The 16,360-nt window shown below is 37.2% G+C and carries 14 protein-coding genes; 10 read left to right on the forward strand and 4 right to left on the reverse strand.

Features of this window, described 5'->3' with window-relative positions:
• Window positions 1–7 precede the first annotated feature (7 nt).
• Genes PT287_RS05910 through PT287_RS05920 form a run of 3 tightly spaced genes read left to right on the forward strand, consistent with a single transcriptional unit; the run spans window position 8 to window position 4,674 of the window.
• Complete coding sequence (locus PT287_RS05910; protein ID WP_277133410.1) at window positions 8–1,219, forward strand: DNA repair exonuclease; 1,212 nt, start codon at window positions 8–10, stop codon at window positions 1,217–1,219.
• A complete protein-coding gene (locus PT287_RS05915; protein WP_277133412.1) occupies window positions 1,206–3,704 on the forward strand; it encodes an AAA family ATPase in 2,499 nt (832 codons plus the stop codon). Before PT287_RS05910 ends, PT287_RS05915 begins: the two co-directional genes overlap by 14 nt.
• Window positions 3,697–4,674: an HD domain-containing protein gene (locus PT287_RS05920; protein ID WP_277133414.1), complete on the forward strand. Its 978-nt coding sequence runs from the start codon at window positions 3,697–3,699 to the stop codon at window positions 4,672–4,674. Before PT287_RS05915 ends, PT287_RS05920 begins: the two co-directional genes overlap by 8 nt.
• 48 nt (window positions 4,675–4,722) lie before the next feature.
• Here PT287_RS05920 and PT287_RS05925 read toward each other — a convergent pair whose 3' ends face one another.
• From PT287_RS05925 to PT287_RS05935, 3 genes are all read right to left on the reverse strand, one after another.
• Complete coding sequence (locus PT287_RS05925) at window positions 4,723–5,616, reverse strand: peptidylprolyl isomerase PrsA (RefSeq protein ID WP_277133416.1); 894 nt, start codon at window positions 5,614–5,616, stop codon at window positions 4,723–4,725.
• A 114-nt stretch (window positions 5,617–5,730) separates the two neighbouring features.
• Window positions 5,731–6,063 carry a hypothetical protein gene (locus PT287_RS05930; RefSeq protein WP_277133418.1) on the reverse strand — a complete coding sequence of 111 codons (333 nt, stop codon included), beginning with the start codon at window positions 6,061–6,063 and terminating at the stop codon, window positions 5,731–5,733.
• Between the two features lie 10 nt (window positions 6,064–6,073).
• Window positions 6,074–6,505, reverse strand: a complete 432-nt coding sequence (locus PT287_RS05935) for an HIT family protein (protein WP_277133420.1) — start codon at window positions 6,503–6,505, stop codon at window positions 6,074–6,076.
• 91 nt (window positions 6,506–6,596) lie between these two features.
• On the opposite strand from PT287_RS05935, the gene PT287_RS05940 reads away from it, so the two are divergent.
• Genes PT287_RS05940 through ytpR form a run of 5 tightly spaced genes read left to right on the forward strand, consistent with a single transcriptional unit; the run spans window position 6,597 to window position 10,212 of the window.
• The gene (locus PT287_RS05940) at window positions 6,597–7,337 is read left to right on the forward strand and encodes an ABC transporter ATP-binding protein (protein WP_277133421.1); all 741 of its coding nucleotides are present in this window, start codon (window positions 6,597–6,599) and stop codon (window positions 7,335–7,337) included.
• Window positions 7,330–8,529: an ABC transporter permease gene (locus tag PT287_RS05945; protein ID WP_277133423.1), complete on the forward strand. Its 1,200-nt coding sequence runs from the start codon at window positions 7,330–7,332 to the stop codon at window positions 8,527–8,529. The genes PT287_RS05940 and PT287_RS05945 overlap by 8 nt, the downstream gene beginning before the upstream one ends.
• 3 nt (window positions 8,530–8,532) lie before the next feature.
• The gene (trmB, locus tag PT287_RS05950; RefSeq protein ID WP_277133425.1) at window positions 8,533–9,192 is read left to right on the forward strand and encodes a tRNA (guanosine(46)-N7)-methyltransferase TrmB; all 660 of its coding nucleotides are present in this window, start codon (window positions 8,533–8,535) and stop codon (window positions 9,190–9,192) included.
• A gap of 35 nt (window positions 9,193–9,227) precedes the next feature.
• Complete coding sequence (locus tag PT287_RS05955; RefSeq protein WP_277133427.1) at window positions 9,228–9,548, forward strand: thioredoxin family protein; 321 nt, start codon at window positions 9,228–9,230, stop codon at window positions 9,546–9,548.
• Between the two features lie 16 nt (window positions 9,549–9,564).
• Entirely contained in the window at window positions 9,565–10,212 is a 648-nt protein-coding gene (gene ytpR, locus PT287_RS05960) for a YtpR family tRNA-binding protein (protein ID WP_277133429.1), read from the forward strand.
• Between the two features lie 91 nt (window positions 10,213–10,303).
• Here the strand turns inward: ytpR and PT287_RS05965 are convergent, their stop codons facing one another.
• A complete protein-coding gene (locus PT287_RS05965; protein WP_277133431.1) occupies window positions 10,304–11,137 on the reverse strand; it encodes a helix-turn-helix domain-containing protein in 834 nt (277 codons plus the stop codon).
• Window positions 11,138–11,957: 820 nt separating this feature from the next.
• Here PT287_RS05965 and PT287_RS05970 point away from each other — a divergent pair.
• Window positions 11,958–13,682, forward strand: coding sequence for an ABC transporter ATP-binding protein (locus PT287_RS05970; RefSeq protein WP_277133433.1), 1,725 nt, complete (start codon window positions 11,958–11,960; stop codon window positions 13,680–13,682).
• A 14-nt stretch (window positions 13,683–13,696) separates the two neighbouring features.
• Complete coding sequence (gene lanKC / locus PT287_RS05975; protein ID WP_277133435.1) at window positions 13,697–16,306, forward strand: class III lanthionine synthetase LanKC; 2,610 nt, start codon at window positions 13,697–13,699, stop codon at window positions 16,304–16,306.
• The last annotated feature ends 54 nt before the right edge of the window (window positions 16,307–16,360 follow it).

Genomic DNA, 16,360 nt, shown 5'->3' on the forward strand with positions numbered 1-16,360 from the left:
AGAAATTATGAAATTTATCCACTTTGCGGATGCACATTTAGATAGTCCATTTTTGGGGCTATCTTTTTTGCCATCTAAGCGATTTTCTCAAATCCAACAAGCACCCAATCAGTCTTTAAGTAAGATTGTCGACCTTGCCTTAGCAGAACAGGTTGACCTAGTGTTAATTGCTGGCGACACCTTTGATAGTAGTCGGCCTAATCCCGGCAGTCAGCTATTTTTAGCTGACCAAATTAAACGCCTGACAGATGCTCAAATTCAGGTAGTGATGATTTTTGGTAATCATGATCACATGTGGGCAGCGGATTTATTGGTGCCAGATAGTCCGTACTTTAAACTGCTGGGTGATGGTGAGCAGGTTGAAACCGTGTCTTGCCAAACTAGAAGCGGTTTTGACTACGATGTTAGCGGTTTTTCTTATCTTAACAATCACATTACTTCTGATCTCGTGCCGAATTTTCCTGCAAAAACTGTGCACTATACCTTCGGGATGATGCACGCTCAAGAAAGGGCTGGGCAAGTTAGTCAAAATGTTTATGCACCGTTTAATTTGAGCGAATTAAAAAGTCTTAATTATGATTATTTTGCCCTTGGTCATATTCACTTGCGGCAAATTTTGTCAGAAACACCGCTAATTGTTTACCCTGGCAACATTCAGGGCCGCCACATTAACGAATTGGGCGTTAAGGGCTGTTATCTGGGAATAATTAACGAGCAGACAAAGAAGACGCAAATTAAATTCATGCCAACTAGTCCAATTGTTTGGGCAAAAGCTACGCTGACTTTAACTGCTGAAATTACGCCCAATGATTTGCGGATGCATGTTTTAGCAAGTCTCAAACCAGAATCGACGACTTATTATAGCTTGCAAATTATTGGCGCCGAGTATCTGAACGATCAAGAGCGGGAACTGGTGCAAGATACCAATTATTGGCAGGGAATTTCACGAGAACTAGCTTTTGAGTCGCAATTAGTGGATGTGCGTTTTACTACTAACAGTCGCTTAGAAATTGCTGCTAACGACCAGGCTTACTTCACGCAAGCCGCGGAAGAACTTTTTGATCCAGAAACATTTGCCAAGTTAGGTCAAGATTGGATTAAAAAGGATGAATTGGCTGCTATACTCGCACAGGATCCGCAATTTTTACAAGAGGTGAAGGAGTTAGCTGCAGTTAAGCTGAACAATAATTTAAAGGGGATTAACGATGAAACTGATTAAGATAAAAATTATTAATTTTGGCCAGTTTTCAAATTTTACCTTTGATTTAGCGGATAAGAATCTGAATGTCTTTTTTGGTGCCAATGAAGCGGGCAAGAGCACGGTTGTGGCCTTTATTAAGCAGATTTTGTTTGGCTTTCATTTGGGTAAACGCACCAGCGATTTTTTTGAAGATTATAAACCGTTGGCTCGTGTCAGTCCGATGGGGGGCTCGCTATTTTTTACAGCGGAAAATGGTCAACAGTTTGAAGTAGAGCGGTTGTATGCCAGCGGCAAGGGGTCAAAATTGGGAACGTTAACTGTTAAGTGTGACGGGCAAGTTGTTCCCGAAAGTGTCTTTTTTGACCAAATTAAAAATATTGACGGCGATTTTTATACCGCAAGTTTTATTTTTAACCAAGACATGTTAGCTAAAGTAATTGACATTAGTCAGACAGATCTCTTAGAGCGGATTTATTATTTGGGAGCAGCCAACAGCGACCAGCTCATTGATTTGCGTGACAAGTTTGCCAAAGCGGCGGATAAATTATTTAAGAATCGAGGTTCACTACCGCCAGTAAATAAGCTGCTGACAAAGATGCAGGAGCAAAGAGCGCAGTTAGATGAAACCGAGGGTGAATTTACTGATTATCAGACCTTGGAGTCTAGCGCACTTGAGCAGAAAAATTTGCAAAAAAACAGTGAAACTGAATTACATAACCTGCAAGGTGAATTGAATCAGATTGAGCAGTTGCGTAAGCAGTTGCCGAATTATCAAAAACTGCTAGAGTTGAAGCAACAGTTAAAAGAGGTTAAGTTTGATCCTGCGCAGTATCAACTTGCACAAAAATTAGCCGTGCAGCAGCAAAATTTACAACAGACGATTGCGGGCTTAAGAAAGCGACTAACGCAGTTTACTGATATTGCTGAAAATGCTAGAGCAGCCAAATTGGTTCAGAAAAAGCCAGAATTACTGCAGTGGAAAGCAGAATATTCTTCATGTGTGCAAAAGGCGCAACAGATTACGCAGGCTGAGCAACAATTATTGGCGCTAACGCCAGATTTGCAACAGATTATTGGGCTTAATCAAGAGGCAATTATTAAGTTGCAGCAAGATTATCAAGCATTATCATCTAAGCAGCCGATAGTTCAAAGTGATAATTCAAATAATCGAATTTGGCTGGTAGCAGCTGGTATTTTGCCACTCATTGGTGTGATTTTATTAGTTACTGGTCCACGAATTGTTGGTGGTCTTTTACTAATTTTCGGAATTATTGGCGCTTGCTGGGCTGTTAAGCAGCAAAAACTGCAGGAAAATAGGCAGGCAGCTGTGCGTGCAAAACAAGCTAAAGTTAAGCAAATGCAAACTGCTTTTGGTCAAAAGTATCACCTTAATCCGGAAACCTTAGACTTGCCTAATTTGCTCAATCAGTGGCGGCAATATCAACTGCAGAAGCAAAATGAGCAGGCCAATCGCGAGCAGTTAGCAAATTTACAAGAGCAAGTTGACCAATTAGCACACGAACTGAGCATGGTTTTGAACCACAATGTGCCGACAGATTTTGCTGGAGTAATTGCCGCACTTGATTCGCTAGCTGAACAAGAAAAGCAAAAGCAGCATCAAGAGGAAACTAAGGCAACAGTGGAAAGTAGCTTAGCAGAAAATAATGCCGAGTTGCAGCAGGTTAATTTAAAATTGAAAGCTGTGTTGGCCGAAGCTGGGGTTAAAACTTTAGCTGATTATGGGCAATTGCAGATTGTCAAGCAGCAGCAGGAAACAATTAAAACCCAGATTGCAGCATTGACGGCCAATCTGCAAGATGACTTGCCACAATTAGCTCAATTTTTACAAGATGAACCTAAGGTGCAGGCAAAAGAAACTGCTTTACGGCAGAAAATTGCTGCAGTTGAAGAGCAAAATCATACCCTTCAGGGTCAAGTAGCCGAAACCAATGTTAAAATGGCTCATCTCGCTAGTTCAACAGCCGTCTTTACGGCTAAACAAGAATTGGCCAACACGCAAACGCTATTTCGCAACCAAAGTGCTGAATATTTAGCTAACTTATTTGCCAGCAAGTGGATTAGCCGCGCGTTAGACCTTGCATCCAATGAACGTTTTCCAAAAATGTTAACTGATGCAAAAGAATATTTGCGACTGTTAACAAATAACCGGTATAATAATATTAAAATTGATAAAAAATTATCTGTCACACGAGCTGATGGTAAAACTATCAAGGTGAAATACCTCTCGCGCGGTACGCAGGAACAACTTTACTTTGCCTTAAAGCTGGCATTTGTTCAGCAGGTTAAGGAACAAATTAATTTGCCAATCCTAATTGATGATTCATTTGTTAATTTTGACGATCAAAGAACGGGTCAAATTGAACAGCTTTTAAAGCAAATTGCACAAACTACTCAAGTTTTGATTTTTACGGCACAAAAGAAATTAGTTGAGCAATTAAAGCTGCAACCGCTGACTTTTACGAAAGGAACCGAAAATGTTTAGACGCCTATTGGATTACAATGATGGTGAAGAATTAGAGTTAGTAGTTTTAATTAAGAATTCTCAGTTGCGTCATACAAAAAAGGGCAAGTTATATTTAGCGATGTCTTTTGGTGATAGCTCTGGAGAAATTCGTGGTAATTTTTGGGATGCCAATAATCAAGATGCGGCAACTTTTAGTGCTGGGACACTTGTTGAGCTCAATGGGAGACGCGAAGAATATCAAGATCAGCCGCAGATTAAGATTTATAGTTTACGGGTAGTTGGGCCAGAGGAGGGCTATGATTTGAAAGAATTTATCAAGTCAGCCCCCGAAAAGATTGCGGACATGAAGGAAGAAATCAACCAGTATGTGTTTGAAATCTTAAACCCGACTTGGAATCGCATTGTACGTTATTTGCTGAAAAAGTGGGATCAGCGTTTCTTTGATTATCCCGCAGGTAAAAGCAACCACCATGCTGTCCGCGGCGGCTTGGCCTTCCACACAGTTTCAATGCTGCGGGATGCCAAGGGAATTGTGGATAATTACCAGCAGGTTAATCGGTCACTATTATACGCTGGTTGCATTTTGCATGACATGGGCAAGGTCTTAGAATTAACTGGTCCTGCAGCTACGCAATACACAACAGAAGGCAATCTTATTGGTCACTTGGTATTGATTGATGAGCAAATTATGATGGCTGCACAAGACATGAAGATTGATACTGAATCAGAAGACTTGTTATTGCTGCGGCACATGGTCTTGTCGCACCACGGCAAGTTTGAATATGGTTCGCCAAAATTGCCAGCTCTGCTTGAAGCGGAATTACTGCACCGGATTGATGATATGGATGCGGCAGTTTATGCGATTACTAATGCATTGCAACATACGCGACCCGGCAGTTTTACTGACAATATTATGAGTCAAGGTGGAAGGAAATTTTATCGTCCCAAGGTTGATGAACCGTTAACTAAGTCACATAAGTTAGAATAAACAAAAAAGAAGTTCGCTGACGAACTTCTTTTTTATTGCTAATTCAAATTAATTCTTTGAAGTAGAAACGTATGATGCTAAAACGTTCTTTAAGTCATTATCCTTGATAGAAACGTCAGCCTTCTTCAAAACAGTTGCGATAACATCGCGCATTGTTTCTTGGTCTTGTGACATTGATTGGTAAATTTGGTTGTCAATTTCCTTCTTATGTGAAGCAAATGAACCTTTGGCTGGGTGGTTAATCATCTTGATAATATGGTAACCATATTGTGATTTAACCGGAGTCTTAGTAATTTCACCAGTCTTCAATTGGAATGCTGCCTTCTTGAAGCCAGCATCTAAACTTGTGTCGGTTGAATCAAAGGCAGGCAACTTACCAGCTTTTGATTTAGTACCAGTATCTGTTGAGTACTTCTTAGCCAAAGCCTTGAAACTTTTACCGGCTTTTAATTGGCTGATAATGTCTTCAGCAGTTGACTTCTTAGCAACTAAGATATGTTGAACAGTAACTTTAGGTTGGTATGACTTCCAAGCCTTGTCTTCTTGGCTCTTTGAAATCTTCTTGATGTCTTTCAAAGCTGCTTCGGAAAGCAAAGTAGTCTTCAAATTATCCTTAAAGCTTGATTCCGTCATGCCTTGTTGTTGTAAAACAGCGCTAAATTGAGAACCGTATTGCTTCTTGTAGTTATCAAATTGCTTGTTGACTTGGCTCTTGGAAACTTTACTGCCGTATTGTTGATCCAAAACATGGTTGATAATCATGTTAGCCAAAGCTGATTGACCAGCTTGGGACTTCTTCATTTCGTTGTAGTAATCATTTTGAGTAATCTTACCACCCTTATATGAAGCAACAGTTTTACCACCATTAGAACAAGCAGCAGTTGATAATGCAATTCCAGCTACAGCGATCACTGCGGCTGCCTTTTTCAAATATTTTTTCATAAAATAGATTCTCCACATCCTTAATAAATTAAGTCATCGACAACTAATATAACATAAATTAGCTGGCAGCGTTTTTAATTTTTCTATTTTCACAGAAAATTCAAACTTTCTTTACTATTTTTTGGCTTTAGTGGCCAAATCGTCAGTTAATTCGTCATTTTGGCCCTTTAAATCCTCGACTAAGCGGACCAATTTTGCTTGATAATATTCAATATCATTTTGCAAGGAGATAATTGCCTGTTGCGTCTCAGGAATAACCTCAGTTAATTTTTGCTTAGCTTCCTTTAAATTAGCGACAGACGAAACAAGACTATTGGTGTCTTCTACAGTACCATCAACTTCACGTTTAATTGGTGCGCCGTACCTAGTGCCTTCATCATCAGTCAATATTGATAAGATCATGCCAAGAGCTGCACCAGCAGCAATGCCTAAACTAAAATGTTTCATAATTTACTCCTTAAAATTGGGCTTTAATTTCGTCAGCAATCTTTTGGTAATCAGCTTCACTATATTTATCTGCATTGTTGCGTGTGGCAAGCTTAAGACCGTCGCCTTCAAACCGGGGAACAAAGTGAATGTGTGAGTGCATCACAACTTGGTTGGCGCTACTGCCATTATTGGTATTAATATTCATGCCAGTAATTTTAGGGTCAAACTTTTTGATTGCATTGGCAATTTCTGGGATATATTGCAAAAAGCGCCGCGCATCTTCTGATGTGTAATCAAAAAAGTTGGTAATGTGCTTTTTAGGAACCATCAGGGTGTGACCCGGGTTTACTTGTGATAGGTCAAGGAAAGCCTTGACATCATCATTTTCAAAAACAGTGTAACTAGGAACGTCACCACGGATAATTTTACAAAATAAACAGTCTTCGTCTAATTGATTCATTTTTATACCTCTTTTATTTCAAAATTTAGTTTCTTTTAATATCATGCTATCATATAAAATGAGTAAATTCATTAAAAGAAAGACAGGAAATATGGTTCTGAAAATTGAGCACTTAACTGGTGGCTACACGGGCGTGCCAGTAATTAGAAATATTAACTTAGAGATTAAACCGGGCGAGGCCTTGGGATTAATTGGACTAAATGGTGCGGGAAAGTCCACAACAATCAAGCATCTTTTGGGTTTATTAAGACCGCAAAAGGGGACAATCCGTCTTAATGGCGTGGAACTAACTAAGCAGCCGACGGAGTTTAAGCAAGAGGTTGCGTATATTCCAGAGACACCGGTTTTATATCCAGAATTAACCTTGGCGGAACATTTGGAATTGACGATGCTGGCTTACCAACTAATTCCGCAAACAGCTTGGGAGCGAGCAGAGAAATTATTAAAATTATTCCGCTTAGATGACAAGTTGGATTGGCTGCCGATCCACTTTTCAAAAGGAATGAAACAAAAAGTAATGATTGTGACAGCCTTTTTAGCCGATACCAGCTTATTGGTAATTGATGAGCCATTCACTGGACTTGACCCGTTAGCAGTTGCCAATTTGATTGATTTAATTAAGCAGGCAATCGCTGACGACAAGATGGTCTTGATGACGACCCACGTTTTAGCAGACGCTGAGCAGGCAATCTCTAACTATGCGGTTTTAAATAACGGCACAATTGAGGTAATCGGCAGCCTTGATGAAATTCGGGCACATTATGGTTTGAAGCCAAGCGATGCTTTTGACAAGCTTTATCAAGTTTTGAATCAGGAGCAGCACCATGCGTAGATTGGCTCAAATTCGACTTCAGCATAATTTACGGCAGTCGCTCAAATATTTAATGTTAGTTTTCAACGACTTTTTTATCCTAGCGTTAATTTTTCTCTTTGGTGCCTTGATGTATTGGTATGCACAAAGCATGAAGACGATTCCGCAAGGATTATGGTTTTATCGACCACTAGTTGCGGCATTATTATGGCTGCCATTATTAACGGGCAACCTAGTTACGCTCCTGCAAGAAGCAGACCTGCAATTTTTATTGCCGCAAGATGAGCAGATGAACTTGTATTTAAGTCCTTTAGTCAAGTACAGTATGGCACTGCCGACATTATTAATTGTATTGTTAGCCGGTATTTTATTTCCGTTTGCAACGATTAAGGCGGGCCTAGCGCCAGTAAGTTATTGGGAATTTGCAGTTGCCATATGGCTTGGTAAGATTTTACAATTAAAAATCACCCAGCAAAATCTGTATTTTGGTCGGAAAATTTCATTAGTTTTAGTTAACTTAGCATTATTAATTGTTCTGTGTTTAGCAATAATGCAGCCGATATTAATTTGGCTGTTACTGGTCTTATTAGTAGCCGGTATTGTTGCGATGTACTTATTTTTGGAACGGAAAACATTATTTGATTGGCGTTATGCTGTAGCTCTAGAAGAAAAACGTAAAAATCGGGTCTACACTGCCTTTAGCATGTTTACTGACGTCAAAGAAAAGCAAGTCACTATCAAGCGGCGGAAGTATCTAGACTTTTTGTTGCCGCGGTCACTTGAACGCGAAAATCCTAACCGCTTTTTGTATCGGCGGTCGCTATTGCGTAATCCGGAAAATTTAAATTTATTGGTGCGAATGACCGCTTTTGCAATTCTTATCTCATGGCTTGTCCAAAATTGGGCGTGGGCACTTGGATTATCTTGCCTAGTAATCTTTTTGACAGCTTATCAGTTGCTACCCATGGCTGACGAGTTTGATGATAATATTATGTATCGTGTTGCGCCAATTTTGCGTCAAAATCGGGGCCACGACTTAATTGTTGCCTTAAGGTTGCCAATGTTATTACAATGGTTGTTGATTAGCGCGTCATGGCTGCTATTATTGCCATTTAACATACAGTTGCTGGAGGCAATTGGGTTGCTAATTTGCTTTAGTGGCTTGATTGTGCAGCTGTATCTACCATATAAAATTAAGAAGAGGAAGATTTAATAAATGAGATTACGAAATAAGCCGTGGGCCGTGGAGTTAGTGAAGAACCATCCAGAGAGTGTTCTTGATCGACCAGATCCAGAAGTAAAGATTGACTGGGCACAGCGGTTCCCTAAGCCTGAGCAGCCATTAGAAATTGAAGTAGGTTCAGGAAAAGGGCATTTTATTACCACCTTGGCCGAGATGCACCCAGAAAAAAACTTTGTGGCGGTTGAATTGCAGATTACGGCTGCTGGCATTATCTTGCGCACAAAGCTTGATAAACAATTAGATAATTTGCAAATTTTGTGTGCCGATGCGGCAGCAATTGATGCGTTTTTTGCACCAAATTCAACTGATGTCATTTACCTTAACTTTAGCGATCCGTGGCCAAAGACGCGGCATGAAAAACGCCGCTTGACTTACCAATCATTTTTAAGTAAATATGAAAAGGTCTTAACTGATGCAGGTCAGATTGAGTTTAAAACGGATAATGCTGGGTTATTTGCGTATTCATTGCAGAGTATGAATAATTACGGGATGCATTTTGACTTTGCATCCGTTGATTTACACCATGAGGCTGAAGAGATTGTGGCACAAAACGTGGAAACAGAATATGAACACAAATTTGCTGCTAAAGGTAATCCAATTTATGCTCTTCATGCTGATTTTGGAGTAAAATAGTTAAGTATTGAATAACAATAAAAGAGGTTATACCGATGGAACAAATTAAAGAATTAACTCAAGAAAAATTAACTGAAATTACCAAAAATGGACGGACTGTTTTGGAATTTTCGGCTGATTGGTGCCCAGACTGCCGCTTCTTAGACCCATTTATGCCTGCGATTGAGCAAGATTTTGCCGATAGTAAGTTCTATCAAATTGACCGTGATGGCTCAATTGATTTGGCTAAAGAATTAGATATTATGGGAATTCCTTCATTTGTTGTCTACCAAGATGGCGCAGAAATTGGTAGACTAGTAAATAAGGATCGCAAGACTAAAGATGAAGTTGAGGACTTTTTGCGGTCACTCGACTAATGAAGGAGATAATTTAATGATTACTAGTATTAATAAACGCAGTTACCCTAACACCTTAATCGTGATTTTGGGTCAAGATAACGGTAAGAGTGAATACGTCCAAAAGGGTGACATTACCCAAGTTATTGATGAAAAGGGCAATGTTACTGGTTATAACTTTTTTAACGTTGACCAAATAATTGACTACGATCAATTGCCAGATGGTCAAGTTAAATTAACCGCTGATGACTTAACTGCTTTAAACCAAAAATTGGCAGAAGCGGGCTTTGACACCGAATTAGCTTATGGCAAGCCAACACTTGTCTACGGCTTTGTTAAGACTTGTGATAAGCATCCAGATTCTGACCATTTGCACGTCACAACAATTGAAGTTGGCGATGGTGAGGAACACCAAATCGTTTGTGGTGCCCCTAATATTGCTCAAGGTCAAAAAGTTGTTATTGCCCTTCCTGGTACTTTAATGCCTAATGGTCAACAAATCTGGCCTGGCGACTTACGCGGCGTTGCTTCATACGGGATGATTTGTTCAGCTCGCGAATTAGGCTTAGAGCATGCTGAACAAAAGCGCGGGATTATGGTTGTCCCTGATGACTTTATAGTCGGTGCTGCTTTTGAACCAGAAAAATGTGATGAATTGTTAGCTAGCGGCAAGATTAAGCTATAAGTCATATGAAAAATTTGGATTTTACTTGATAAAGCTAAATAGTAATTAAAGAGGCTGTCACGATTGTGACAGCCTCTTTACGTATACTTTTTTAAAATTGATTATTGAATTTGGTTATTTCTTCGTTTAATGCTTGGTGGACACTGGTAGCCCCCATTTCCTTTAGAACACTTAAACAATGTAGAGCTTCTTTTTGATTATGATGACAGATAGCTAGTCTGCCTTTGGCTAAAAACAGTTTGTCATAACGAAAAGAGTGCTCAATAAGTGGTAATGCTCTATTTAAACTAGTAATTGCGGTGCTGAAATCTTGTCGCTCCATATAAAGAATGGCTTGATTAAGAAGAAAACTAGATTCTAATGACTTTAAAAATTGATAATTATTTTCAATTGTTTGAATTGCCTGGTCTGATATGCTGGCCATAGTTTCTTCATCAAAAGCAAAAAAAATCAAATTAATAATGCAGAGGTCTAATATTGTCCAAGTTTCATTCTTAGATAAATAATCATGCCAAACAGGCAAAATAAGCTTTCTTGCTAAGGCTAAATTATTTGTATTGGCTGCCTTAAAGCCTTTCAAAATAGGTATTAGTCTGGTAATTACTGGATCAGAAGATAATAAAGTACTTTGCTCAATTATCTTGTCAATCTTATTTGTTTCTGTGTTGTAAGCGATATTGAGAATATCATAAATTATCTTGTCATGTGTATCAAGCTGATAATTATTGCGAATATAAGAAAATTCATCTGGAGTAATTCCTAAGGTTCTGATTAAGCTAACTGCCATTTCGTAAGCAGGTTCTTCAGCTGAATGTTCAATCTTAGAGATAGTAGACCTATTTATTCGGGTATTACTCGATAACTGACGTTGGGTAATGTTTCGTGACTTACGAATTTTCTGTAGGGTTTCACCAAAAGTTTTCATAGCTTCTCTTTCTAAAAATATATAAATGTGAAATTTGACAACAAATTGCTACTTCTATTTATAACTTTGATTTAATAATGGTGTCAACAAAATTAATTGAATTGAAAGGAAAAAATTATGTTGAAAATATTTTTAGTGGGTTTTTCGTTACTTATCGGTTGATTTCATTAATGGTTGAAGGGAAGTGATATGAATTGAATCAAATTATAGATAACTTTATTCATGAGATAGAAAAATTAGCTCATGATAGTAGTAAAAAGAAAAGCGGTATTCATGGAATAAAGGATAAGAATAGAACTTATATTTGTTATCATGATTTTAAAATTATTTAGATAGAAGTTGATATGATGAAAGAAAATCCATCGTTGAATCTGCAAACTGAAGATTTGTTGAAAAGAAAGTCATCAAAATCAAAAAAACGTAAAACATACATATGTTTAAATGTAAGCGTTATATTCATTTGATTGATTAAAATTTAGTTTTACATTATAGAAAAAGTTTAAGATATCTACGTAAATCATTTTTATAATACGAGGAGATAAGAATATGGATAATAATGAAGTATTAAATCTGCAAACTGAAGACTTGTTAAGGAAAAAGCATCATAAATCAAAGCCACAAGTAACATACATTTGTATTGGTGGTCTTATTATTCTTGCTGGATAGTGAATAAGCTTTAAAGGGATTTCTTTAAATAAAGATTGTATCAGAATTTATTAGTTGAAAAATGTTTAATAAATTTCCATCAAGTTTTAAGGGCACATCTTTAGGCTATTTTAAGATGTGCCTTTACTAGTTGAAATAGAATGAGAGTCTACTTATGGAAAAGAAGATAACTTTATATACCTTATCGTGGGGATTTGTTTTTGGGATATTGCTTAGTGTTTGTGGGACCTTTGTTAATATTTGGGTACCATTAGTTATTAAGCAGTTAGTAGATGCCAAGACTAAGATTGTTAATCATTTAAATATCAATCTAGCGTTAGTAGTTGCCGTGGCAATTATTCTAAGTGCTATTGTGAGTGCAATTAGTGAGTATCTCATCAGTGTAGCAGGTGATCGCAAGATTGCTGCTGTGCGGATGCAGGTTGAGCAGCATTTACTTACACTGCCAATGAGTTTTTTTGCTGATAAAAGAAGTGGTCAACTCTCAAGTCGAGTAATTAATGATGCTGAGGTTGTACAGGATTTTATGACTGGCAGTATTCCAACGAGTATTAATAGTTTGATCACGATTGTTGGTTCATTTTTGATTCTCTTTAGTCTTGATTGGCGATTAACGTTATTTATTATTTTGTCTTTTTCATTAATTATTTTTATTGCCATTCCTATTGGGAAGATTAGCGAAAAGCTGTCAGTAATTACGCAGAATAAGCTGAGTGAACTGTCGGGTCAAAGCACAGAAAATCTCTATAATATTCGCAGTATTAAGTTAAATAATGCTTATCGGCCAGTTTTAGCTAATTTTAAAGACGTTGTTAATAATCTCTTTAAGGTATCTAAGAGAACTGACAAGATTTTTTCAATTGTTGGGCCAATCCAAACCGTTTTCACTCTTGGCATCATTTTAATGATTATTATTTATGGTGGTATTCGTGTTCAGCAGCAGAGTTTGAGTATTGGAACGTTGGTTTCTTTTTTAATATATCTTTTCCAAGTAATTGATCCCATTAATTCCTTAGGCAATTTTTATGCGGGATATAAGCAAGCTAAAGGTGCGACTGTTAAGCTTAATAAGATTCTAAATACGCAAGGTGAACAGGATGTTTATACCAAGCAAATATCACAATTACCTGTATGTGGTGATTTGATTTTGCAAAATGTGTCTTTTTCTTATAACGATCAGGAACCGGTTTTACAAAATGTGTCACTTAAGTTTGCGGCAGGTAAGAAGACGGCAATTGTTGGTCCGTCTGGTGCAGGGAAAACGACAATTATTAATTTGTTAGCAAGACTGTATGAAATAGAGCATGGAAAATTACTTTTGGGTCAAGAACAGGCATCAGAATATAAGTTAAGTACTTGGCGGGATATGTTTGCTGTTGTGACACAAGAAAATACAATTATTTCGGGAACAATTTATTTGAATTTAACCTTTGGTTTAGCCCAAAAACCAAAAGACAGTGCAATTTGGTCGGCACTTGAAAAGGCTAACTTAGCTGCTGAGATCAAAAAATTACCGCAAGGATTGCAAACTGTTGTCGGGGAGCAAGGTGTAGGTCTATCTGGTGGTCAGAGGCAGCGTCTGCAATTAGCACGTGCATATTTAAGAAACGCAAACTTTTTAATTTTAGATGAAGCAACATCCAACTTAGATCCTGATTCCGAAAAAATTGTCTCGGATGCTTTGAATAAAATTATGATGGGGCAGAAGACAACCTTAATTGTGATCGCACACAGACTGTCAACAATTGTTGATTCAGACAAAATCTACTTTTTGGATCAACATCGCGTTATTGGCAGTGGCACGCATAAAGACTTAATGCAAAAAGTTCCTAAGTATCAGCAGTTTGTTAAGGAACAAATTTTAGCAGTTAATGAATAGAAAGTAGGGCAATAATGGAATTAACAGGTAATGACTACCTTGGATTTATTAAAGATGACAAGACATTATTTTATCAACCTAACAATAATCAGCAGGATGGTTTTAAATATATTAAGCCAACTGGCAAGTTTTATGATTATAGTGATAATTATTGGCATTACATTTTGTTTGATCATCAATTGCCTGAACAAGGTTGGAAAATCCATATTTCAGCAAATATTAAGGATGCTCAGCAGTTGCTACTTGCTGTTAGTAAATATTTGACGGTTAAACAGGTAACGTATAAATTTGTGAATACTCTTGATGAGCTGGTTTTAAGTAATTCAAAGTATGGCGATCGTGCAGGCTCAGGAAAGTTCATTACGATTTATCCAAGAACTGACAAAGAATTTGTTCAGCTACTTGATGAACTAGCGCAAGTTACAAGCAATTTTTTAGAAGGTCCATATATTCTAAGCGATAAGGAATGGCACGATACCCATATTTTTTATCGCTATGGTGCATTTAAAGAAATCAAAGCAAAAATTAATGGTAAAGAAGTATATTGCATCAGGGATAATCATGGAAATCTAATTGAAGATAAAAGAGTACCATACTATCAAGTGCCTGAGTTCATTGTGGAACCTGCTGAATTGCAATCTAACGTTCAACAATATAACCAATCTGAATTTAAACAATTAATGAAGTATCAAATTGACTCAGCACTGCATTTTAGTAATGCTGGTGGAGTTTATCATGCAACTTTAAATGGTAATGAGTGCGTCTTAAAAGAAGGTCGTGCTCATGCCGGTCTTGATGCTAATGGCTTGGATGGTTTTGAGCGAGTAGAACGCGAATATAAGGCTTTGGCAAAGTTGCATGATGTTCCAGAGACAGTTAATGTCTTTGAAAAATTTAAGGCATGGAAGCATTTATACTTGGTAGAAGAATATCTTGAAGGAGATACATTGGCTGACTTTATTGATAGTCAGTATCCGTTTACTGCAAGTAAAGCTGAAAAAAAGAAGTATGCAAAAAAATGTGTTGCAATTATTAATGCATTGACAGTGGCAGTTGAGCATATCCATAGTTATGGCTTAGCGATTGGCGATTTACAGCCAGACAATGTTATTTTACTTAATTTAACAGACAATATCATTAAATTAATTGACTTTGAAAACTCGCAAAAATTGACTGCTAAATATCAGCCGGGGATGGCAACACCAGGTTATGCTGATGTTAATGCTCATACCTTTGGGGAGGCTGATAATATTGCTTTATATAAGATTGCGCGTTATATGATTTTGCCAATAGCCAGTGGTTTTGATTGGGCTCCTGAAATCGAGCAAGAACAGGATAAAAATATTGCTAATGAATTTGGTCCTGAAATTGTAGACTTTTTTCATTGCTTGAAAAATAAGTTGAGCCTAGATTTTAATACTTCTGCACGCCACCCACAACATTATCAAGCAAATTTGTCTAAGCCAAAAACAAGTTTTGATATTGATAACCTTGATAAAAATATTGCAGAAGTAGCACAGGGGATTATCCAACATCTTAATTTTGATTTTAGGGGCTTAATTCGTGGTGATATTGCAGAATATGATTCTCAAACTAGTTATTACTCAGTAGCTAAAGGTGCTTTTGGTGCAATTATGGCATTGACAAGGTCTAATTGCTTAAATAACAAAATCAATCACCAGATTCATAATTGGATTGACAATCAGATTACTAATATTAAAAAATTGCTAGATCATCAGGATAATAATAGCGGGTTATTTACAGGACTTACAGGTATTGCGGTAGTTTTAGCTGAACAGGGCTATCAAGAGTTGAGCAAATTAATTATGGACAAATTGTTGTCTTGTAAATTAAACCAAGATATTTCAATTTATTCTGGAATTTCTGGTGTAGGTCTAGCCTACTTAACGTTTTATATGCAGAATAATGATGAAAAATATTTGCGCCAAGCGCAATTATTAGCTAAAAAAGTTAGTGAACTTACTCAATCAAGAAATTATACTAAAGAATGTGATAGTGGCTTGTTAACGGGCTGGTTAGGTGCAGCTCTGTTTTTGTGGAAAATGTATATTGCTACTAAGTTTGAAAAATATCGCATAGAAGCATTAAGAATATTGCATTTAGTATTGAGCAATTCACTCGAAATTGAGCAAACTGTTGCTTATATTAAAGACAATACATTATCTTATGAACGGTTGATGCCGTATGTAAATCATGGTAGTGCAGGTTTGGCGTTATTATTAATAGAATTTATTCAAGATAGCCCCGAAAGTGTTAGTCAGGATGAAAAAGCTATATTACAAAAATTAATTAAAACCAATGATGTTTTTGTAACATACTTAGATGGCTTATTTGATGGCTTTATTAGCTTAATAGTTTTGGATACTGCAGTTGCCAATTTAACTGATGATAACCGATTAGCACACAAGCTAAAATTGCTTAATAATTATATTGTAGGTCAAGGAGATGCGGCTTTCGTTCAGGGAAGATTCGGCTATAAACTATCACTTGATTTGACAACTGGTAATAGTGGCTTATTACTAGTACTTAATGATATTAAGCAGCATAAGTGGGGATCATGGATGCCACTTTTTAAAAGTGATCAATTTAAATTATTCTGTTAAATAAAGTGAAATGGCAAATCAAATTTCATAGTTCCTGCTGCTTTATTGATTATA

The organism is Lactobacillus sp. ESL0679 (genome assembly GCF_029433515.1).
GTDB lineage: Bacteria > Bacillota > Bacilli > Lactobacillales > Lactobacillaceae > Lactobacillus.

Excerpts from the sequence above, each read along its gene's own strand:
- PT287_RS05935 (WP_277133420.1), bottom strand. The coding sequence starts at position 6,505 with ATGAATCAATTAGACGAAGACTGTTTATTTTGTAAAATTATCCGTGGT.
- PT287_RS05930 (WP_277133418.1), bottom strand. The coding sequence starts at position 6,063 with ATGAAACATTTTAGTTTAGGCATTGCTGCTGGTGCAGCTCTTGGCATG.
- PT287_RS05970 (WP_277133433.1), top strand. The coding sequence starts at position 11,958 with ATGGAAAAGAAGATAACTTTATATACCTTATCGTGGGGATTTGTTTTT.
- PT287_RS05945 (WP_277133423.1), top strand. The coding sequence starts at position 7,330 with ATGCGTAGATTGGCTCAAATTCGACTTCAGCATAATTTACGGCAGTCG.
- PT287_RS05965 (WP_277133431.1), bottom strand. The coding sequence starts at position 11,137 with ATGAAAACTTTTGGTGAAACCCTACAGAAAATTCGTAAGTCACGAAAC.
- PT287_RS05910 (WP_277133410.1), top strand. The coding sequence starts at position 8 with ATGAAATTTATCCACTTTGCGGATGCACATTTAGATAGTCCATTTTTG.
- PT287_RS05940 (WP_277133421.1), top strand. The coding sequence starts at position 6,597 with ATGGTTCTGAAAATTGAGCACTTAACTGGTGGCTACACGGGCGTGCCA.
- PT287_RS05920 (WP_277133414.1), top strand. The coding sequence starts at position 3,697 with ATGTTTAGACGCCTATTGGATTACAATGATGGTGAAGAATTAGAGTTA.
- ytpR (WP_277133429.1), top strand. The coding sequence starts at position 9,565 with ATGATTACTAGTATTAATAAACGCAGTTACCCTAACACCTTAATCGTG.
- PT287_RS05915 (WP_277133412.1), top strand. The coding sequence starts at position 1,206 with ATGAAACTGATTAAGATAAAAATTATTAATTTTGGCCAGTTTTCAAAT.
- PT287_RS05925 (WP_277133416.1), bottom strand. The coding sequence starts at position 5,616 with ATGAAAAAATATTTGAAAAAGGCAGCCGCAGTGATCGCTGTAGCTGGA.
- trmB (WP_277133425.1), top strand. The coding sequence starts at position 8,533 with ATGAGATTACGAAATAAGCCGTGGGCCGTGGAGTTAGTGAAGAACCAT.
- PT287_RS05955 (WP_277133427.1), top strand. The coding sequence starts at position 9,228 with ATGGAACAAATTAAAGAATTAACTCAAGAAAAATTAACTGAAATTACC.
- lanKC (WP_277133435.1), top strand. The coding sequence starts at position 13,697 with ATGGAATTAACAGGTAATGACTACCTTGGATTTATTAAAGATGACAAG.